Genomic DNA, 20,537 nt, shown 5'->3' with positions numbered 1-20,537 from the left:
CTATGATTGACCGCTAAAAGTTTTACTCGAATGAGTGAGGGCTTGGTTCATTATCATCATTTCTTGTTCAGTTAAATGACGATACTGGCCTGGTTTAATGCCACGTAAATCAATATGCATAATGCGTTTGCGCACTAAGCGTGTAACTTCGTAGCCTAGGTGCTCGCACATACGGCGAATTTGGCGATTTAAACCTTGCTGTAAAATAATTTCAAAGCCGCACTTACCTATTTGCTTAACTTCACACGGCAGTGTGACCGTATTTAAAATTGGCACGCCTGATGACATCTTATTAATAAAGCGTTCCGTAATAGGCTTGTTTACGGTTACTCGATACAGTTTATCGTGCGCGTTTTCTGCCCTAAGGATCTTATTCACAATGTCGCCGTCATTGGTAAGCAGAATTAAGCCCTCAGACGGTTTATCTAAGCGACCAATTGGAAATATACGTTGCTTATAACCAATGGCCTCAATTATATTGCCTTTAATTTTTCGTTCGGTAGTACAGGTTATACCAACGGGTTTGTTGTAGGCAATATATACGCGATCGCTTTTATTCTCAGCAACCGGCTTTATGGTTTTACCGCTCACGCTAACCACGTCGGTATCAAGTACTTTTGTACCGAGTTCAGGTAATTCACCGTTAATACGAACAAGGCCTTTTTCAATTAAAGCATCGGCTTCACGACGCGAGCAATATCCCGTATCGCTTATGTATTTGTTGAGTCTTTTCACACTATCTCTTTGTATGTTTTGCTAGAAAATGAACAAAATAATTTATCGCTATATTGGCAAAGGTTTATACGCTGTTAATTAAACAGGGTCAAATCCAAACAACTATAGTAGATAAGCAACACAAATGAAATTAACCGCGAATTAATAGTAAAGAAATAGCCTTACTTTTTGAGTAAGGCCTTTATTGCGTCAGTAAGCCCTTCTAAAGTCAAAGGGAACATTCTATTTTCGACTAGTTCCTGCATAATTTGAATGGATGCATGATAGTGCCAATAGGCTTTTGCTTGCGGGTTTAACCAAACTGCATATTCAAAATGGTGCAAAATACGTTGCATCCACACGCTACCGGGTTCTTCATTCCAGTGCTCTACGCTGCCACCAGGATAGGTAATTTCGTAAGGCCCCATGGTGGCGTCACCTACAAATATAACTTTATAATCAGCCCCGTATTTTTGAATAATTGAGTAAACGTCGATAGATTCATTGAATCGGCGGTTATTATCTTTCCATACTCCTTCATAAATACAATTATGAAAATAGAAAAATTCAATATGTTTGAACTCAGTGTGCGCGGCTGAAAACAACTCCTCACATTGCTGAATATGGGGATCCATTGACCCACCCACATCAAAAAATAACAATAACTTAATTGCGTTATGTCGCTCTGGCGCCATTTTTATATCTAAGTAACCGGCATTTCGCGCTGTAGAGCTTATAGTATCAGGAACATCCAATTGTTCACTTGACCCTGTTTTGGCAAATTTTCTCAAACGACGCAAGGCCACCTTGATGTTGCGCGTTCCAAGCTCAACATCATTTGATAAATTTTTAAACTGGCGTTTATCCCACACTTTAACGGCTGAGTTATTACGATTCTTTTCTTGGCCAATCCTAATACCTTCAGGATTATACCCATTAGCACCGAAGGGGGAAGTCCCCCCCGTACCAATCCATTTATTGCCGCCTTCGTGGCGTTTTTCCTGCTCTTTTAAGCGCTCTTGTAATGTTTCCATTAGTTTATCAAGACCACCCAATGCCTTAACTTTTGCTTTTTCTTCTTCACTTAAAACACGCTCAAGCGCTTTTCTTAACCATTCTTCAGGAATGGTTTCATCAAATAAATTTATCGCTTGTACGCCTTTAAAGTACTCAGCAAAGGCTTGATCGTATTTATCAAACTGACTTTCGTCTTTAATTAATACCGCACGGCTTAATAAATAAAAGTCATCAATATCGGAAGTGACTAATTGTGCATCTAACACCGACATCAAATCTAAAAACTCAGTAATACTCGTTTTTACTCGGTGTTTGCGTAAGGTGTAGAAAAAATCAAGCAACATTAGCGACGCGCCATAAACATCAATTTTTCAAATAAGTGAATGTCTTGTTCATTTTTAAGTAGGGCTCCATAAAGTGGCGGCAAGGCATTTTTAGCATCAGAATCATGCAGTACCTCAGCAGGTATATCATCTGCAACTAATAGTTTTAACCAGTCTATTAGTTCGCTCGTAGAAGGCGCTTTTTTTAAGCCCCCTACTTCTCGTATTTGGAAAAAAGAACTCAAAGCTTGATCTAATAACTGCTTTTTAATATCTGGGTAGTGAACTTTTACTATTTTCTCCATTTGCTCTTTTTCAGGAAACTCAATGTAATGGAAGAAACAACGACGTAAAAACGCATCAGGTAATTCTTTTTCGTTATTTGAAGTAATAATAACAATAGGACGTTGTTTGGCCACCACGCGTTCTTGGGTTTCATATACTGAGAATTCCATTTTATCGAGTTCTAACAATAAATCGTTGGGGAACTCAATATCGGCTTTATCTATTTCGTCTATCAGGAGTACGGGGCGTTTTTGAGCAGTAAATGCCTGCCACAATTTACCTTTAATAATATAATTGTTGATGTCTTTAACCCGCTCATCACCTAATTGTGAGTCACGAAGGCGAGAAACCGCATCATATTCGTATAAACCTTGCTGCGCTTTAGTGGTTGATTTTATATGCCATTGTAATAAATCTGTATCCAGTGCGGCAGCAAGTTGTTCTGCTAACATGGTTTTACCAGTGCCGGGCTCACCTTTAATTAATAAAGGTTTTTCTAAGGTAATTGCTGCATTTACAGCCAGCTGTAGTTGTTTACTTGCAATGTAATCTTCGGTACCAGTAAAGCCCATAATATTCCTATTTATCTATTTTTTAATTCTTTCAAACAAGTTGTTAATAACTTATAGCAAAAAAACACTTTGTTTTTTCACAATAAAGCATAATCTTATCACTGTACGAATTTTACGTTAAACACGACAGTAAAGATTATTAATACCCACTAGTAAATATTAGTGATACACAAATATAAAAGGACAAACCACATGAGCGTATTTGAAGATAGTTCATTATCTATAGGTAACACACCGCTAGTTAAACTTAACCGCGTAGTTTCGGGTAATGTTTATGCAAAAATAGAGTCACGCAACCCTAGCTTCAGTGTAAAGTGCCGCATTGGCGCCAACATGATTTGGGATGCAGAAAAAAGCGGAGCGCTCACTAAAGATAAAGAAATTATTGAAGCGACCAGTGGTAACACCGGTATTGCTTTGGCATTTGTTGCGGCCTCTCGTGGATATAAAATCACCCTAACCATGCCTAGTAGCATGAGCCTTGAGCGAAGAAAGCTACTTAAAGCATTAGGCGCAACCTTGGTATTAACTGAGCCACCAAAAGGAATGAAGGGTGCAGTGGCTAAAGTGGAAGAATTAATGGCTGCAAACCCGGGCAAGTACGTAGCGATGAATCAGTTTGATAACCCTGCAAATCCACAAATTCATGAGCAAACAACGGGTCCTGAAATCTGGAAAGCGACCGATGGAAAAGTGGATGCATTTATAGCAGGTGTTGGCACTGGCGGCACTATTTCGGGTACCTGTAAGTATTTAAAAGCACAAGGTAAAACCGTTACGGCAGTAGCCGTTGAGCCAGAAGATTCACCGGTTATTACTCAGGCATTGGCGGGCGAGGAAATTAAACCGGCTCCACATAAAATTCAAGGAATTGGCGCAGGTTTTATCCCCGGCAACCTTGATTTATCAATTATTGATGAAGTTGAACGTGTTAGCAATGAAGACTGCATGGATATGGCGCGCCGCTTGATGAAAGAAGAAGGTATTCTTGCTGGTATATCTTCTGGAGCAGCGGTAGTTGCCGCTAAGCGTTTTGCAGAGCGTCCTGAAAACAAAGACAAAACAATTGTTGTGTTGTTAGCATCAGGTACTGAACGTTATTTAAGTAGCCCCTTATTTGCTGGTGAATTTTCTGATTTAGAAGAAGTTCAATAGTTTAAGACCGCTAAATAAAAATTATGATGTTAAAGCATGCCTCAAGGCATGCTTTTTTTTATCAAGAATCTAGACTAAAGACTTATTAATTTAGCACTTAGGCCGATAACCAAGTATTGATACGTAGTTAAGAGTAAATGATGAAAAAGCTATTTATAGTCGTGGTGATGAGCTTTTTAGTATTAAGCGCATGTTCAAAAAGTGGAGAAGACGGGGTAAGAACAGGGAAGTACGGAATGATGAGTGAAGACACGCCTCAATATAGAGCTGTAGTATTTTTACGCGCTGTATACAATGACGATAATATTGATCGTGCTGTAGAAATGAGTACTAAGAGGTTAGGCAGAATTATTAAGGGCTTCCACACAAATAAAAACGTGCAACGACAATTATTTAGCTTGCGTTTAGATACTATGAATACAGAGCCTGTTTCAGGTGGCAGTATGTTGTTTTCTGAAAGACAAGAAAAAGCTGATATTGAAATGAAAATTATTGGTTACTATGAAGGCGATAAAATTACTGATCTGAAAACACTGTCATTAATTAAAGTAAGCGGTGATTGGAAGGTTGATAAAGTGTCTAATACCGTTCCTTAACACCGCCTTTCTCTTTAAAGAAAGCCCTAGAGCCCCACGGCTACTCCTTCGCGTCGTGGGTCAGCCCCACCATAATACTTACCATCTTTTATTAAAATACCATGTAGGCCACTGTTTAAATCTGAGATTTTAACCGTATGCCCTCTTGCTTCTAACGCCTTTGCCAAGGCTTCTATATTAGTGCCTTTTTCAAGCGTGGTAACATCATTTCTATTGGTAATTCGCGGCAAACTTATTGCTTCTTGAATTGACATATCAAAATCTAAAACATTTAAAATAGTATGCGCCACATAGTTAATTATTCGGCTTCCACCAGGTGAACCTACTACTAACATTAATTTGTTGTTTTTATTAAACACCATGCTAGGGCTCATTGCGCTGCGCGGACGTTTGTTGGCTTGTACTCGGTTTAACACAGGGGCGTTATCATTCACCGGATCTAATGAGAAATCTGTTAATTGGTTATTTAACAAAAAGCCTTCAACGAATAAGCCAGAACCAAACATAAACTCGATACTAGATGTCATTGATACCGAATTTCCCTGCTTATCTACAATTGAAATATGACTAGTACTCATTTTTTCATATGCGTTGTCTTGACCTACGTGCAAATTTGCATATGGTTTGCCCGCATTTTCAACCGCAAACGGTTTATCAAGACTAATAGATTCAGCACGCTCACGTATATATGCAGGGTTAATCAGCGGTACAGCCGACACATCTAAAAAGTCTAAATCTGCTATGTACAAGCTTCTATCAGCAAACGCTAAAGCGCTCGCTTGACTGAACAAATGAATAAATTCTTCACTATTTGCTCCATATTTCGATAAGTCGAATTTTTCTAGCGCTTTAATAATGCTGTACATGGTTACGCCACCAGAACTTGGAGGTGCCATGCCACAAATTTTAAACTCGCGGTATGGATTGCACATTGGACTGCGTTCAATAGCTTCGTACTTTTCTAAATCACTAGCCTTTAATAAGCCTGGGTTAATTGGGCTTAATCTTACTCGTTCAGCTATCTTTTCAGCTAAGGAGCCTGTGTAGAAAGCCTCAGCCCCCTCTTTAGCGATTGTTTCTAAGGTAGTCGCCAATAAGGGATTTTTTTTCAAAGAGCCCGATTTTAGAAACTCTCCTTTTGGCTTAAAATAATTTCTGCTTTCGGGGAATGCACTAATACCTGGATGCATATTTAAAGACAACAGCTTTTCAAGTCGCGGTGACACCACAAAGCCGTTCTTAGCTTGCATAATTGAATCGGTAAACAAAGCCTCCCACTCTAACTTGCCAAACTTTTTGTGGGCCATATCAAGCGCTTTTAAAACACCCGGCACCCCTACTGACCTTCCGCCAACAACAGCATCGCGCCAACTCATAACTTCCCTATCTTTTACAAACAAGCTAGGGCTTGCTGCGCCAGGGGCAGTCTCACGGCCGTCAAAGGTATGGAGTTTTTTGCCCTCATTATCCCAGTACATAATGAATGAACCACCACCTATTCCCGATGACTGCGGCTCGACTAAGGTTAGCATCGCTTGAATGGCTACTGCCGCATCTATTGCCGAGCCACCAGCTTCAATAATTTGCTTTCCCGCCCAAGCTGCATAGGGGTTGGCTGCTACAACCATGTACTCATTAGTACTGGCGAAATCCTTAGATTCGATACCGGTGGCTGCTTCTGGCTCTCGGTCCTCAAGTTGTTGCGCTTGCACCGAGGCACTTAAGATACAGGCAGTAGCAGTACTGAACAAAATAGATTTTATTGTTTTTCTCTTTGTACATTTTGACATCAACATCTCACTTGTTTCGACTGCTTAATTAATATAGCCATTGGTTTGAACATATCTCGTAAAAACGCTTAAACGCTGAGAGCTTAAGCAATACTCAGATTTTCCCGATAAAATTAATATTACTTAACCATAAGAAGTAAATAAAGCTAAACTATAGGCTTAGCTCATATTAAGCTGCACGTTTTTAATTTAGGAGAGAAAATGGGGCCAGTGCCTTTTCTGCATTACCGTATATTGCCATACATAGTGGTAGCTTTAGTCAGCGTTGTTGTTTTTTTATTGGGGAGCCCTTTAGAAGCCTCCTTTGAATTTAGCCGTGTAGGATTAGAAAAGGGAGAGTATTGGCGTTTAATTACAGCGCATTTTGCGCATACTAACAGCGTGCATCTAATACTTAACTTGGCAGGCTTGTTCATTTTATATTTGCTATACGGTGAATACACTAAACCTCGTTTTTATGCTGTCTTATTCTTATTATTAGCGCTTGTTGTGTCATGTAATGTATATCTATTTAATCCTGAATTGCATTTTTATGTGGGCTTGTCAGGCGTGTTGCATGGCTTATTTGCATGGGGCGTAGTGCAAGATATTACACATAAAAGAAAAAGTGCTTACTTATTGTTAGCGGGTTTGTTTATTAAAATAATGCATGAGCAATTATTTAATGACACTGCGTTTGTGGCTAACTTAATTGATGCTCGAGTAGCGATAGATGCCCATTTATATGGGGCAATAGGTGGTTTAAGTATAGGTATAATATTGTACTTTTTAGATTCGTCGCATAAAAATAAGGAGCGTATTTAACGCTCCTTTCGCTTTTGTATATGGCTGCTCACACTTTTACTGTAGCGTGCTCTCAAATAACTTAAATATTCTGCGATATTCATCAAGCCACGAACTCGGCTGCACAAAGCCATGGGGCTCTACAGGGTAAATAGCAGTTTCAAAGTTCTCTTTTTCAAGTTCAATTAATACTTGTACCAAACGCACTACATCAACAAAAAACACGTTGTTATCAACCATTGGCGCATTAATTAATAACGGCTTATTTAAACCTTCAGCAAAATAAATTGGAGAACTACGCTCATAAGCAATTGGGTCAACATCGGGCGTATTTAATATATTAGAGGTGTATGGGAAATTGTAATGCGCCCAATCGCTCACTGGGCGAAGCGCCGCACCTGACTGAAATAGTTCGGGTGATTTAAATAATGACATAAACGTTAAAAAGCCGCCGTATGACCCGCCATAAGTACCTATTCTACCGCGGTCTACGTTAGCATTGTTTACCAACCAATCTACACCGTCATGAAGGTCTTCTACTTCGGGCGTTCCCATTTGGCGATAAATAGCAGTTCGCCACTTGCGCCCATACCCAGCAGAAGCTCTGTAATCCATATCCAACACTACATAGCCTTGTTGGCTTAAAAAACTGTGAAACATAAATTCTCTAAAATACCCTGACCACCCTAAATGTGCGTTTTGTAAATAACCAGCCCCATGATTGAAAACAACCGCCGGACGCTTATTTTCCAAATTTGCATTGCTGTTATTATCTTTAGGTAAATATACTCTTGAGTATATAGCTTGCTCAGTGTTTGATGATTCAATTGCCACTACTGATGGACTTGTCCAGTCAATAGCAAGAAAAGCATCACTTACTGTATTGGTCAATCTTTCTGGGCTAGCCTGCTCACTTAATGCCAATGTGTATAGTTCAGGTGGCATAGTTAAACTTGAGTGTGTGAGCAAAAGGCTATCATTATTAGGACTTAATACAAAATCAGTTAAGCCGTTTAAATCTGTCAACGGCTCTATTTCTCCGCCTGCGGTATTCACACGGTAAATTTCGTATATACCGGGATGTTTAATATTGGCTTTAAAATAAAAGTAGTCGTTGTTGTGACTTAACTGCACGCTATCCACAACGAATTGACCTTGCGTAATAGCAATTACGTCTGTATTTAAAGCCTTCGTGTACAACTGTGAATAACCACTGTGCTCACTGAGAAAATACAAGCTCTGAGAATTTTGTAGCCAACCAAATTGGTTAAATCTATAGTTGACCCAAGCCTCATCGTGCATTCTATGCTGTGTTTCAAAGCTTGATTCGTAGGGGTTGAGCGTTACTAGCCAGCGGTCTTTGTTATCCCAAGCTTCCAGCATAAGTGCTACTTGTTTGTTTGACTGATGCCATAAAATGGGTTTTTCACTTGCGTAGCCACCAACCATTAAGCGTATATGGCGAGGCAATCTATTACTCACATACGTCTCACCTTTGGCTTTTGCATTTTCTTCTTTTACCGCTTTTAAGACATCTTCATTGTAGCCGGGCAAATTTTTAAAAGAAATGAGTGAGACTTCTCCTGATTTAATATCAACAGAATAAATATAGTGTGAATGCGGCTTTGCATCCGCCACTCTTTGCCTAACCGACTGTGCTTTAATGCGCCCATTTTCTTCTATGTAATCAGGCATAATATCTGATGCATCGCGAGTAGGTTTGTTATCACGGGTGACCAATATTGCGTGTGTTCCCTTTGGCGACAAACTGGCATAAACACTTGTTTGTCCTTTATTAAGGTACACTGTTTGCGCCATAATAGTATTGTTTGCTTTAGCTATGGCGGCTTTTTGATTAAAGGAATCTCGTTTATTTTTGCGCTCTGTTTGCACATATTGAATTAATTTTTGTTGCTCAGCGGCAATATAATCTTTTGCAGCTTCATTCGCTTTTTCAGCGTCTGCGAATTGCCAATTAAATACTTGCGATTGTAATCCGCTCTTAGCATCAACGGTATAAAAACTGTTACCTCGTTGAAACGAAATTCCTTCTACGGCTTCATTATTCACGTAAGCTAAATTATGAGCCGCATAAATATCTCGCGTAAGTTGCTTTATTAATTTTGTATCACGAAACTGCACAAATATGTTGCCTTGAAATGTCCAAGCCACAAAATTGAAACGAGGATCATTAAGTACACTTTTTGACTGCTTATGTAAATCTTGTAGCGCTAGTTTACTACCATTACCCTTAGTCGCTTGCGTTACATATATATCGTTTACTGCCTCTCCCTCTCTTTTACGCGAATAATAAATCTTATCGCCTAAAGGCGAAAAGAATGCAGACTGCGGCTGGCGGCCTATCCAGTCAGGGTTTGACATAATTTGCTTTAAGCTAAGCTCACCATCCGTAGAACTTGCTAAGCTAGCATTTGGCTTTGCTTGGCTTATTGGTTCGCGCACTTGTAAATTGCTTATTAGGCTGGGTTCAGATACAGCTGTTTCAGATACATTTGAGGAAGAGTTAGTATCTGAGGTGGCCGTACATGCTAAAACAGAAAACAACACTGTAGATACTAGGGTGACTTTAAGAATATTTTTCATAAATTAATGTACTTGTAGGTAATTAGAAAAAATTATAGATAGATGAATGCATATTTACGACTACTAAGCGTTAAATATGATCCAAAAGTGGTACAAACTTTTATTAACAGTAACAATTTTAACCTCTAATAGAAACACGGAATTTATAATGAAAACAATAATTTTATCGGCTTGTTTATACTTCATTACGGTATTAGCAATTAGCGGAGCAAGTAGCGTAATTCCTGCACAGGCAAATGAATGCCCTAGCGTACTCAAACATATGAAACGTAAACTTAACTCTCAAGAAGTGGTTAATATGTGCCAAGAATATGGTGGCAAAGCCGTCCTTTTTGTCAATACAGCGAGTAAATGTGGATTCACCCCACAGTTTGAAGGCCTAGAGGCACTTTATACCGAATATAAAGATAAGGGCTTAGTCGTTGTAGGGTTTCCGTCGAACTCATTCGCTCAAGAATTTTCTGATGAAGGAAAAACCGCTGAGGTTTGCGAATTAACTTATGGCGTTAATTTTCCCATGTTTGAAACTATTTCGGTACGAAACGATGATGCTGACCCTATTTATGCAAAACTTGCTCAAATGACAGGTAAAACACCTAAATGGAACTTTAACAAATATTTGATGAGCGCTGACGGTGAAACAGTAAAGCATTATGGTAGCCGTGTAACACCTGATGATAAAGACTTTCTAAGTGATGTATCAAACGCATTGCCGAAGTAGTAATTAAAGTATAGACAAAAAAAAGCCCCATTAAGTAATGGGGCATATCAACACACTCAACTAGGAACACTAATAATCACAAAGCTAATTGCAATCATTGTATTATTATAGACTATAGTATAGAAAATGGTTCACTTTTTTTTATTAAATACATAAATTAATTAGCCTATACCCGTTCAAAGGCAAGCTTTAAATCTTCAATTAAGTCTTCTGCATCTTCAATACCTATAGACATTCTGACCAAAGTATCTGAAATTCCCATCTCTTCGCGCTGTTTAGCACCATTTTCAAAGAAGATAGTGCTAGCAACAGGTAATATTAGAGTGCGTGTGTCACCCAAATGCGTAGCGGTAATAATGGTATTTAAATGATTCAAAAAAGCTCGCATATCTATATTACTTTGAAGTTCAAAGCTTAAAATACCACCAAACTGATCATTAAATAAGTGTGCAGCTCTTTCATGTTGTGGGTGTTCTGCTAAGCCGGGATAAAAAACTTTTTGCACTTGTGCTTGCTTAGATAAAAACTCAGCCACGGCCAAACCATTTTCACAGGTTTTCTGCATTCTCATTTGCAATGTTTCTAAACCTATAGAAACAAGATGAGCTGATTGCGGAGCCAACGTTGCCCCCATGTCTCTTAAGCCTTTTTTGCGAATTTGAGTCATCCCCCACACCGCAGGATCAGCCGACTTATAAACCTCTAAAATGTTTTCAAAGGTAGTCCAGTCGAAATTTCCCATATCAACCACAACACCGCCAAGAACGTTGCCATGCCCTGCAATATACTTTGTTAATGACGTTGTAAGCATATTCGCTTTTACAGACGCTGCATCTAACATAACCGATGGCGTCATAGTGTTGTCTAATACAAATAATAGGTTTTGTGATTCACATAAATCGCCAATAGCGCTTAAATCTGCCACTTGAGTACCTGGGTTGGCTATCGTTTCGCTAAACACCATTTTTGTATTTTCGTTAAGAGCGCTTTTTACATTACTTACATCTGATACATCAACATAGCTGATATCAATTGCAAAACGCGCAAGTGAATCAAAAAAGCTTCGAGTATTACCAAATAAATAAGTACTCACCACAATATGATCCCCTGCCTTTAACAGTGAAAACATAAGCGCTGAAATGGCTGCCATTCCGGTTGAAAATGTAGCCGCACCTACCCCGCCTTCAAGTTCACTTAGGATGTTTTGTAAGGCAACTGCTGAATTAGATGAGCTGCGCGAATAAACGTGACCTGGTTTTTCACCCTGAAATACAGCTTCTAAATCGGCAACATCGTCAAACTCAAATAATACTGAATTATTAGTCGCTTCATGCACAGCGCCATGCTGTGGCTTGTTAATTTTACGATCGGCATGCACTAAGCGAGAAGCAAGTTTCAATTTCTTCACTAATAAGTTCCTATATAATTTGATGCGTGATGGTGTTTTTGTATTAAAACCAGTGTAAACGGGCAAAAGTGTACCATATAACTAGGCTAAGATTTATTTTCACTTTAAGAACTTTTAACTAAGTAATAACGCAATATTATTATTGAAGATTTATATTTGTCATTTACACTACAACTCTTATGTGTATTTTATTTATAGCTGTTAACCAGCACCCGAAGTATCCGCTAATAATTGCGGCAAACCGTGATGAATTTCATCAGCGGCCTACCGCTGTGTCTCATTTTTGGCCAAATCATAGTGACCTTCTTGCCGGCAAAGATTTAGAAGCAGGCGGTACATGGATGGGGATGAATAAACAAGGCAGAATAGCGGCGCTTACGAATATTCGAGCACCAGGTAAAGAGCGTGAAAATGCCATTACTCGCGGTGAATTAGTGACCCACTTTTTAACGGACAACAACAGTAATAGCGAATATTTAGCTAGGCTACAGAACACCCATGAGCAATACAACGGGTACAATTTACTGTATGGCGATGTGAAAGACTTGCATGTGTATAACAACTTTGAAAATGCAGTATATACCCTAGGTGATGGTGTTTATGGCCTTTCCAATGCCAGCTTAGATATTCCATGGCCTAAAATAGATGCGGGTAAAAAGGCACTAGCCGATTATTGCCAGCATGCTGATACACTAAGTCATGAGCATTTATTTACTTTATTAAATAATTCGCAAGCAGCTAGTGACGACATACTGCCGAAAACGGGTATACCCATAGAGTGGGAAAGAAAGTTATCGTCTATTTTTATTCAAAGCGAAAACTATGGCACCCGTTCAAGTACAGTGTTGTTAATTGACAACAACAACCACTGTTATTGGGAAGAAAGAACCTTTACACCGCAGGCAAAATTAAGTGATACGCAGGTCTTTGAATTTGATCTACAGAACAGATAAGTCTTAATAAACAAAATTAATCTAAAATATCTAAAAAAATAAGATATTTTTCTCGAATTCTAGTAATAAATTGGCATAATGCCCAACACTTGCACTAATGCTAACAAAAAAGGAAACAATATCGTGTTTGAAACGTTGCCAGCCCTTGCGCCTGATCCAATTCTTGGTTTATCTGCCGCGTATAAACAAGATCCTAGCCCATATAAAATTGACTTAGGCGTAGGTGTCTACAAGGATGAGCAAGGTAATACACCTATATTAGACTCTGTGGCCGAAGCGCAGAAGATACTTTTACAAAGTGAAACCTCGAAGGTTTATATTACGCCCCAAGGGAACCCCGGTTTCATTAATGGCATGCTTACGCTTCTTTTAGGTAATAATTCTGCGGCACTGAATGACAGCCGAGTTGCTGCCGTTCAAGCACCAGGTGGCTGTGGCGCACTGCGTATACTTGCTGAGTTACTTATGCGTGTAAATAGCAAAACCAAAGTGTGGGTAAGCGATCCTACTTGGGCTAACCACATTCCTTTACTAGGTGACGCGGGATTAGAACTACATACCTACCCTTATTTTGACAAGGCTAGCGCCAGCATCAAATTTGACGAAATGATGGATTGTTTATCAAAAGTCAATGCCGGTGATGTGGTATTACTTCACGGTTGCTGTCATAACCCTACCGGGGCTGACTTAACTAAAGAACAATGGCAAGAAATTGCAAAACTTGCTAACAAAGTGGGTTTTTTACCCTTTGTTGATACCGCCTATCAAGGTTTTGGCGATGGCATAGATGAAGATACCTATGGCCTTCGCACGCTAGTTGAAAATGTAGATGAAGTTATTGTTGCAGCATCATGTTCTAAGAATTTCGGCTTATATCGTGAACGCGTGGGTTTAGCCGCTATTATTTGTAAAGATGAAAAAACTAAATCAATTGCGCAATCACAAATTCAATCGGTTGCACGTGGAATATACTCAATGCCTCCTTCATATGGCGGCGCTTTGGTTGATATTATTTTAAATACACCGACCTTGAATCAACAGTGGATAGCTGAAGTTGACGCTATGCGTAATCGTATGACTGACTTACGCGCAATGCTAGTGAACAATTTAGCCGCACAAAATGTTGATAAAGACTTTAGTTTTATAAACACGCAAAAAGGTATGTTCTCATTCCTTTGCATACCGCCAGAACAAGTACAACTTCTTAGAAGTGATCATGCGGTTTATTTTGTAGACTCTAGCCGAGTAAACATTGCGGGTATTAACCACAATAACGTAGAAGCATTGGCTAAGGCTATTGCGCAAACTATGTAAAGCAATCTCAAAGCGGTAATACCTAGCTCTTACCGCTTTTCTCTTCCTGTCATTTCCCTTCTTGTTTTTAATGTCATTAAACATTCACATTTACGTCACTTAAGCTTAAAGAATATCTTTTACCTTCGGGCGCTAGCATAATAATAAATCGGAACTTTACCGTATGTTAGATACCAAGCAGGTTATTACGTCACGCTATCCTCAAGTAGCAAATAACAAAATTTTAAATAAACCGGTAACGGCGCTTTTTAAACACCTGTTGTGTGAGCAAGAAATAAACGAGTTTCAACATGAGTACCCGCATTTGTCAGGCTTTGACTATGTTGAACAGGTACTACGCTATTTTGACTTTTCTTTTAGATTGAAAGATCAGCAAAAAGAACGCATACCTAGCTCTGGCAGGGTTGTTATAATAGCCAACCACCCTATTGGCTCTCTTGACGGCTTAGCTCTTATTAAATGTATTCAAGATATACGTGATGACATAAAAGTTGTGGCAAATGAAATGCTCATGGCCATAGAGCCTTTACATGAAATTTTGTTGCCTGTTAATAACATGCAAGGCAATACACCTAAACATAACTTACACAACATACATTTACATTTACAAAATGAAGGCGCCGTTATTGTTTTTCCAGCAGGAGAAGTATCAAGATTGCGTCCACAAGGTATACGAGATACTAAATGGCAAACCGGTTTTTTAAGAATTGCTAAGCGCGCACAGTGCCCTATTCTACCTATATGCATAGATGCTAAAAACTCCGCTCTATTTTATGGCGTATCAATGCTTTACAAGCCAGCAGCAACGGCTCTTCTAGTTAAGGAAATGTTTAACAAGAAAAGTAAAAGCATGGATGTACATATTGGGGAAATTATTCCCTACGAAGGCTTTGCCAATTTAACCATTAATATGAAAGAACAGGTTAAATTGTTCAAAAAGCACTTGTACCGTTTGAGAACTAAAAAACCAGCCGTAATGCCTACGCAAAGTGCAATCGCCCTTCCTGAAAATAGGAAAACCTTGCATGAAGCGCTAAAATCCGACTGTGAAATGCTAGGTACAACAAGCGATGGAAAAGTGATTTACTTGTATCGATATCAACAAAGCTCGCCAATTATGAGAGAGCTTGGAAGATTACGAGAGATAACCTTCCGAGCAGTGGGTGAAGGCACGCATCAAAGGCGTGATGTTGACCAATTTGATAAAACCTACTTTCACTTAATATTGTGGGATCCTAGTGATTTGGAAATTGCAGGAGCCTATCGATTTGGCGATGCAAAACAGTTAGTAAAAACAAGCACGTCTATTTACTCCAGTACCTTATTTGATTATACCGAAAACATGCAGCCTTATTTTGATAAAGGCTTAGAGTTAGGCCGAAGTTTTGTACAAGAAAAATACTGGGGAAAGCGCAGTTTAGATTACCTATGGATGGGGATTGGCGCGTTTTTGCGTAACTATCCTGAATACCGCTATTTATTTGGCCCCGTTACGCTAAGTGCCCAGCTTCCCAAAACAGCGACTGATTTGATAGTCAGCTTTTATCTGCACTTCTTTCCTGATAGCGACAATGTAGCTCACGCTAAAATTCCCTACCACTGCGCCGTTCAGCAAGTTGATGCATTTGCGGGTTTGACGTACAAAGAAGCCCTACCGGTGTTAAAAACAAAACTTGCGAACATGAACGTAGCGGTACCAACTCTTTACAAGCAATATGCTGAGTTGTGTGAAGGTGAAGGTGTTAGGTTTACGGCCTTTAATATTGACCCTGACTTTCAAAACTGCGTAGACGGTTTAGTTATGGTAGATATCACCAAGTTAAGTGATAAAAAAAGAAAGCGTTATCTTGAATAGTAAAACGCTCACCTTGGCAGTGAGCGTCTTATTTAAAACAGTACTAATTAGGCGAGCATGCCGCCGTCAACAATTACACTGGCGCCGGTTGTATAACTTGATGCATCTGACACTAAATACAAAACAGTACCTGCCATTTCATCTGGATCAGCCACTCTGCCTAAAGGAATGACTTTTAATGCGGTTTTTAGAATGGTGTCATTAGTGGTAAGTGCTGAGGCAAACTTAGTATCAGTTAAGCCCGGTAATAGTGCATTAACACGAATATTTAAGCCACCACATTCTTTTGCAAATGCTTTAGTCATACTGATTACAGCGGCCTTAGTGATTGAATAAATACCCTGCATATCGCCTGGGGTTATGCCATTAACTGAGGCGGTATTTAATATTACACCCGAACCTTGTTCTTTCATCATTTTGCCCGCAGCAATTGACATAAAGAAATAGCCTCGAATATTCACATCTACTGTTTTATCATATGCCGCCAAATCAGTATCGAGAATATGCCCAAAATATGGGTTTGCCGCAGCATTATTAACCAGTATATCAATGCGCCCGTGGGTATCTTTGATGTGCGTAAACACTGCTTCAATTTGAGCTATTTCACCCACATGGCAAGCAAAAGCACTGGCCTTTCCACCACTTTCAACAATGCTATCAGCCACCGCTTGGCAAGCATCAATTTTACGGCTAGATACAATAACGTGTGCGCCACGTGAAGCCAATAATCGAGCAATTGACTCACCAATACCGCGGCTTGCGCCAGTGACTAAGGCAATTTTACCTGTTAAATCAAATAAATCTTTCATCATAATTCCTTACGCTAATTAAGCTAACATGCCGCCATCTAAAGTGAAGGCGTGTCCGTTCATAAAGCTACTTTCATCACTTGCTAACCAAGCAATGGCACTTGATATTTCTTCAACTTTCCCTAAACGCTTCAATGGGCTTGCTTTAATGATCGCGTTTTGGCCGCGTTCGTCTAGTTTAGCAAGGGTATTTTGCACCATGGGTGTGTCAATAAAGCTAGGGCAGACTGCGTTAAATCGTAAATTTGCTCTGGCATATTCAACGGCCGCTGATTTAGTCAGGCCCATAACGCCATGCTTTGAAGCACTATATGCAGATATTGCGGGTGATGAACGTAAGCCCGCTACCGATGCAACATTTATAACATGGCCGCCGCCACTAGGCGCCATGCAAGCTATTGATGCGCGCATGCAGTGCCAAACGCCTTTTAAATTGACGGCTATATTGCTATCAAAATCGTCATCACTTAACTCATGCATAGGCGCTGGCTTATGATCAATTCCCGCATTGTTAACTACCACATCTAGGCCGCCTAGCTCTTTCATTGCAAATGCGAATAAGGCTTTTACGCTGTCGGCCTGCGTAACATCTACTTTTTGGAATTTGACATCAAAGCCATTGTCTTGCGCTTCTTTTGCTACATTTTGGCCTTGCTCTTCGCTTAAATCTGCAATAACAACTTTTGCACCGCGGCTTGCCAGTAGTTTAGCACTCGCGGCGCCTATGCCTGATGCACCACCAGTAATTAAAATGCGTTTATTTGTGACATCTGCTGCTGGAGTCATATCATTCACCTACCTTTAAAATTAGCTTACCGAAGTTTTCGCCTTTAAATAACATCATCAATGTTTCAGGGAAGGTTTCTAAGCCTTCAACAACATGATCTTTTACTTTTAACTCACCTGATTTTATCCACGTTGCTATATCTTTCATGGCAACCGGATATTCTTTGATATTGTCAAACACCACAATACCTTCCATACGAGCACGATTCACTAACAATGATAAATAGTTAGACGGGCCTTTTACCGGTGTGGTGTTGTTGTATTGACTAATAGCTCCACAAATAACAATCCGTGCTTTCACATTTATTTGCGTTAATACATCATCTAAAATATCGCCGCCCACATTGTCAAAAAACACATCTACGCCTTTTGGACAAGTTTGTTTTAATGCGTCTTTTACACTTTCATTTTTGTAATCAATTGCCGCGTCAAAACCTAGTTCGTCAATTAAGAACTTACACTTCTCTTTCCCGCCGGCTATCCCTACTACTCTGCAACCTTTAATGCGTGCAATTTGGCCAACTAAACCGCCTACTGCACCGGCGGCGCCTGAAACCACTACGGTCTCCCCCGCTTTGGGCTCACCGGTTTTCAGTAAACCAAAATAGCCTGTCATGCCAGGCATCCCTAATACACCTAAATAGTAAGGAAGCGGCGCTAGGCTTGGATCAACTTTGTGTAAGCCTGTTCCGTCGCTCACTGCGTAAGACTGAACACCGTTGTATCCGGCTACGTAATCGCCTTCGCTAAAGCTTTTGTGTTGGCTTTTTATAACCTTGCCTACCGTACCCGCGCGCATTACTTCGCCAATTTGTACCGGCTCAATATAAGACTTAGCGTCATTTAGCCAACCGCGCATAGCTGGGTCTAAAGAAATGTACTCTACTTTAATTAATATTTGCCCTTCTTTTAATTCAGGCAGTTCTGTTTGCTTGAATTCCCAAGTATCGTTTGTTGGCTCACCGAAAGGCCTTGCTTTTAAACACCATTGTTGGCTTGTGGTCATAGTAAATTATCCTTAAAACCAATCAGCGTGCATTTCATTACACACTGTGTTGTTATTTGTTAGTAATTGAATGTCGCGCGCAATAGTGGGCAGTTCCCAATCTATAAAGTAATTTGCGGCCTGAATTTTACCGCGGTAGTAATCTTGTTTTTGCTTGTCATCACAAGCCTTAAGTAATTGCTCAGCTTTGCTGGCCTGCTTAATCCAAATCCAACTCACCACAATGCTAGAAAATACATTCATCATTGCCTGAGCGTTAGCGCTTAGGGTAGCGGCCTCTTCGCTTCTTATTACTTGGCTAATATGCACAATTAAGGTTTGCATATGCTGTAAATAAGGCATTAGTTTTTCTGACATTTGCGCGCTTTGGGGTAAGTTTTTGCTTGGGTCTAGCGTGCCTTGCAATAGCTTTGTAATTTCCTTTTCAAGCACTTTTAAGCCTAAGCCATCGCTTTGCCATAATTTTCTAAATGACAAATCAAGTGCTTGAATACCATTTGTTCCCTCATGTATTGGATTAAGTCGATTATCACGCCAAAACTGCTCTGACATATACTCACGAGTATATCCAGCACCGCCAAGTACTTGTATGCCTAAGTCGTTAGCTTTTGGCCCATACTCTGAAGGCCACGCTTTAATCACCGGTGTAAGTAAGTCAAGTAATTCGCTTAATTCTTGTTTGCGTGTATCATCAATACATGTATTTATTTGGTCTATCAAGTTAGCGCCATACATACACAATGACATACCGCCTTCGGTATACGCCTTTTGGGCTAACAGCATACGTTTAACGTCACCATGCATAATAATAGGCGCTGCATCATCTTCTGGCTTATTATTGGGTGCCACGCGGCCTTGTGTGCGGTCTTTTGCATAATCTAATGAGTATTGAAAGCCACGATAGCCAATTACAGCCGCGCCAAAGCCTACGCCAATGCGAGCTTCGTTCATCATCATAAACATGTAACGTAAACCAAAATGCTCTTGGCCAATTAAGTAGCCATGGCAATCATCGTTATCACCAAAGCTAAGGGCCGTAGAGGTGGTTCCGCGGTAGCCTAATTTATGCAACAAGCCAGCAAGATGCACATCATTGCGCTCGCCTACGCTGTTGTCTTGAGCTAAGCGATACTTAGGTACTACAAATAAAGAAATTCCTTTTACACCAGGCGGGCCGCCTGGCACTTTAGCCAGTACAAGATGCACAATGTTGTCAGAAAGCTCGTGTTCACCGCCTGATATATAAATTTTGCTTCCTTTAATACGATAAGTACCATCATCTTGCTTAACCGCAGTAGTTTTAATATCAGCTAAAGAAGAGCCAGCGTGCGGTTCGGTAAGCGCCATGGTACCGGTAAAATCACCCGTTAACATACGCGGCATAAACGCTGCTTTTAATGTGTCATCAGCAAAGTGAGAAATAACATTGATAGCCGCAGAGGTTAAAAATGGATAAGCAGTAGTAGATGGATTAGCAGCCATAAAAAAGGCAGAAACAGCGGTCATTATAGTTTCAGGAAGTTGCATACCGCCATCTTCAAAACTATAACGCCCGGCAATAAACCCAGACTCTCTAAATGCGTCAAAGGCTATTTTGACGTCATCTATCATTGATACTTTTTTGCCATCAAACTGAGGTTCGTTTTTATCTGCAATGTGGTTATGAGGTAAAAACAGCTTGGTTGCCATTTTATTAGCAGTATCAAGCACAGCATCAAAGGTTTCTTTGTTGTGCTCGTTAAATTTCTCATTTTCGCACAATTGCTCTACGTTCAGCACATCATACAATTGGAAGGGTAATTCAAACTCATGAATGAGTGTATCAGCAGCCATCTTAGGACCTCGC

Annotated in this window: 17 protein-coding genes; 7 read left to right on the top strand and 10 right to left on the bottom strand. The window is 39.9% G+C overall.

Features of this window, described 5'->3' with window-relative positions; translation table 11 throughout:
• The 3 genes from ACOI22_RS01990 to ACOI22_RS01980 all read right to left on the bottom strand — a co-directional run bounded on the left by ACOI22_RS01990 (position 1) and on the right by ACOI22_RS01980 (position 2,911).
• Positions 1-735, bottom strand: a complete 735-nt coding sequence (locus tag ACOI22_RS01990; protein ID WP_420669678.1) for a pseudouridine synthase — start codon at positions 733-735, stop codon at positions 1-3.
• Between the two features lie 161 nt (positions 736-896).
• The gene (locus tag ACOI22_RS01985) at positions 897-2,075 is read right to left on the bottom strand and encodes a vWA domain-containing protein (protein WP_420669676.1); all 1,179 of its coding nucleotides are present in this window, start codon (positions 2,073-2,075) and stop codon (positions 897-899) included.
• Positions 2,075-2,911, bottom strand: coding sequence for an AAA family ATPase (locus ACOI22_RS01980; RefSeq protein ID WP_420669674.1), 837 nt, complete (start codon positions 2,909-2,911; stop codon positions 2,075-2,077). The genes ACOI22_RS01985 and ACOI22_RS01980 overlap by 1 nt, the downstream gene beginning before the upstream one ends.
• A gap of 192 nt (positions 2,912-3,103) precedes the next feature.
• Here ACOI22_RS01980 and cysK point away from each other — a divergent pair, with 192 nt between their 5' ends.
• Positions 3,104-4,066 (top strand): cysteine synthase A, encoded by a 963-nt coding sequence (gene cysK, locus ACOI22_RS01975; protein ID WP_420669672.1) that lies wholly within the window; start codon positions 3,104-3,106, stop codon positions 4,064-4,066.
• A gap of 140 nt (positions 4,067-4,206) precedes the next feature.
• The gene (locus ACOI22_RS01970; RefSeq protein ID WP_420669670.1) at positions 4,207-4,662 is read left to right on the top strand and encodes a hypothetical protein; all 456 of its coding nucleotides are present in this window, start codon (positions 4,207-4,209) and stop codon (positions 4,660-4,662) included.
• A gap of 26 nt (positions 4,663-4,688) precedes the next feature.
• On the opposite strand, the gene ggt is transcribed toward ACOI22_RS01970, so the two are convergent.
• Positions 4,689-6,452 (bottom strand): gamma-glutamyltransferase, encoded by a 1,764-nt coding sequence (gene ggt / locus ACOI22_RS01965; protein WP_420669668.1) that lies wholly within the window; start codon positions 6,450-6,452, stop codon positions 4,689-4,691.
• A gap of 201 nt (positions 6,453-6,653) precedes the next feature.
• Between ggt and rrtA the strand changes: the two genes are divergently transcribed.
• Positions 6,654-7,256, top strand: coding sequence for a rhombosortase (rrtA, locus tag ACOI22_RS01960; protein WP_420669666.1), 603 nt, complete (start codon positions 6,654-6,656; stop codon positions 7,254-7,256).
• Between the two features lie 36 nt (positions 7,257-7,292).
• Here rrtA and ACOI22_RS01955 read toward each other — a convergent pair whose 3' ends face one another.
• A complete protein-coding gene (locus ACOI22_RS01955; RefSeq protein WP_420669664.1) occupies positions 7,293-9,839 on the bottom strand; it encodes a prolyl oligopeptidase family serine peptidase in 2,547 nt (848 codons plus the stop codon).
• A gap of 148 nt (positions 9,840-9,987) precedes the next feature.
• On the opposite strand from ACOI22_RS01955, the gene ACOI22_RS01950 reads away from it, so the two are divergent.
• Positions 9,988-10,560, top strand: a complete 573-nt coding sequence (locus ACOI22_RS01950; protein WP_420669662.1) for a glutathione peroxidase — start codon at positions 9,988-9,990, stop codon at positions 10,558-10,560.
• Positions 10,561-10,726: 166 nt separating this feature from the next.
• Here ACOI22_RS01950 and ACOI22_RS01945 read toward each other — a convergent pair whose 3' ends face one another.
• Positions 10,727-11,968, bottom strand: coding sequence for a cystathionine gamma-synthase family protein (locus tag ACOI22_RS01945; protein ID WP_420669660.1), 1,242 nt, complete (start codon positions 11,966-11,968; stop codon positions 10,727-10,729).
• Positions 11,969-12,147: 179 nt separating this feature from the next.
• Here ACOI22_RS01945 and ACOI22_RS01940 point away from each other — a divergent pair, with 179 nt between their 5' ends.
• The 3 genes from ACOI22_RS01940 (at position 12,148) to ACOI22_RS01930 (ending at position 16,090) form a co-directional block, all read left to right on the top strand.
• Positions 12,148-12,921: an NRDE family protein gene (locus tag ACOI22_RS01940; protein ID WP_420669658.1), complete on the top strand. Its 774-nt coding sequence runs from the start codon at positions 12,148-12,150 to the stop codon at positions 12,919-12,921.
• Between the two features lie 123 nt (positions 12,922-13,044).
• Entirely contained in the window at positions 13,045-14,235 is a 1,191-nt protein-coding gene (locus tag ACOI22_RS01935; RefSeq protein WP_420669656.1) for an aromatic amino acid transaminase, read from the top strand.
• Positions 14,236-14,398: 163 nt separating this feature from the next.
• Positions 14,399-16,090 carry a GNAT family N-acyltransferase gene (locus ACOI22_RS01930; RefSeq protein WP_420669654.1) on the top strand — a complete coding sequence of 564 codons (1,692 nt, stop codon included), beginning with the start codon at positions 14,399-14,401 and terminating at the stop codon, positions 16,088-16,090.
• A gap of 47 nt (positions 16,091-16,137) precedes the next feature.
• On the opposite strand, the gene ACOI22_RS01925 is transcribed toward ACOI22_RS01930, so the two are convergent.
• From ACOI22_RS01925 to ACOI22_RS01910, 4 genes are read right to left on the bottom strand one after another with little or no spacing between them, the layout of a single operon-like run.
• Positions 16,138-16,902, bottom strand: coding sequence for an SDR family oxidoreductase (locus tag ACOI22_RS01925; protein ID WP_420669652.1), 765 nt, complete (start codon positions 16,900-16,902; stop codon positions 16,138-16,140).
• A 15-nt stretch (positions 16,903-16,917) separates the two neighbouring features.
• On the bottom strand, positions 16,918-17,685 hold the full coding sequence (locus ACOI22_RS01920) for an SDR family NAD(P)-dependent oxidoreductase (RefSeq protein WP_420669650.1): 768 nt from the start codon (positions 17,683-17,685) through the stop codon (positions 16,918-16,920).
• Between the two features lies 1 nt (position 17,686).
• On the bottom strand, positions 17,687-18,691 hold the full coding sequence (locus tag ACOI22_RS01915; RefSeq protein ID WP_420669648.1) for an NADP-dependent oxidoreductase: 1,005 nt from the start codon (positions 18,689-18,691) through the stop codon (positions 17,687-17,689).
• 12 nt (positions 18,692-18,703) lie between these two features.
• Positions 18,704-20,524, bottom strand: coding sequence for an acyl-CoA dehydrogenase (locus ACOI22_RS01910; RefSeq protein ID WP_420669646.1), 1,821 nt, complete (start codon positions 20,522-20,524; stop codon positions 18,704-18,706).
• Positions 20,525-20,537 lie beyond the last annotated feature (13 nt).

This window comes from Glaciecola sp. 2405UD65-10 (genome assembly GCF_048820975.1).
In the GTDB taxonomy this organism is placed as follows: Bacteria; Pseudomonadota; Gammaproteobacteria; order Enterobacterales; family Alteromonadaceae; genus Glaciecola.
The sequence above is the reverse complement of the archived record's forward strand: the minus strand, read 5'-3'. Positions and strand labels throughout refer to the sequence as shown.

Coding starts and splice junctions, on each gene's coding strand:
- ggt (WP_420669668.1), bottom strand. CDS start 6,452: ATGTCAAAATGTACAAAGAGAAAAACAATAAAATCTATTTTGTTCAGT.
- ACOI22_RS01915 (WP_420669648.1), bottom strand. CDS start 18,691: ATGACCACAAGCCAACAATGGTGTTTAAAAGCAAGGCCTTTCGGTGAG.
- ACOI22_RS01985 (WP_420669676.1), bottom strand. CDS start 2,075: ATGTTGCTTGATTTTTTCTACACCTTACGCAAACACCGAGTAAAAACG.
- ACOI22_RS01920 (WP_420669650.1), bottom strand. CDS start 17,685: ATGACTCCAGCAGCAGATGTCACAAATAAACGCATTTTAATTACTGGT.
- ACOI22_RS01950 (WP_420669662.1), top strand. CDS start 9,988: ATGAAAACAATAATTTTATCGGCTTGTTTATACTTCATTACGGTATTA.
- cysK (WP_420669672.1), top strand. CDS start 3,104: ATGAGCGTATTTGAAGATAGTTCATTATCTATAGGTAACACACCGCTA.
- ACOI22_RS01930 (WP_420669654.1), top strand. CDS start 14,399: ATGTTAGATACCAAGCAGGTTATTACGTCACGCTATCCTCAAGTAGCA.
- ACOI22_RS01925 (WP_420669652.1), bottom strand. CDS start 16,902: ATGATGAAAGATTTATTTGATTTAACAGGTAAAATTGCCTTAGTCACT.
- ACOI22_RS01940 (WP_420669658.1), top strand. CDS start 12,148: ATGTGTATTTTATTTATAGCTGTTAACCAGCACCCGAAGTATCCGCTA.
- ACOI22_RS01970 (WP_420669670.1), top strand. CDS start 4,207: ATGAAAAAGCTATTTATAGTCGTGGTGATGAGCTTTTTAGTATTAAGC.
- ACOI22_RS01955 (WP_420669664.1), bottom strand. CDS start 9,839: ATGAAAAATATTCTTAAAGTCACCCTAGTATCTACAGTGTTGTTTTCT.
- rrtA (WP_420669666.1), top strand. CDS start 6,654: ATGGGGCCAGTGCCTTTTCTGCATTACCGTATATTGCCATACATAGTG.
- ACOI22_RS01910 (WP_420669646.1), bottom strand. CDS start 20,524: ATGGCTGCTGATACACTCATTCATGAGTTTGAATTACCCTTCCAATTG.
- ACOI22_RS01980 (WP_420669674.1), bottom strand. CDS start 2,911: ATGGGCTTTACTGGTACCGAAGATTACATTGCAAGTAAACAACTACAG.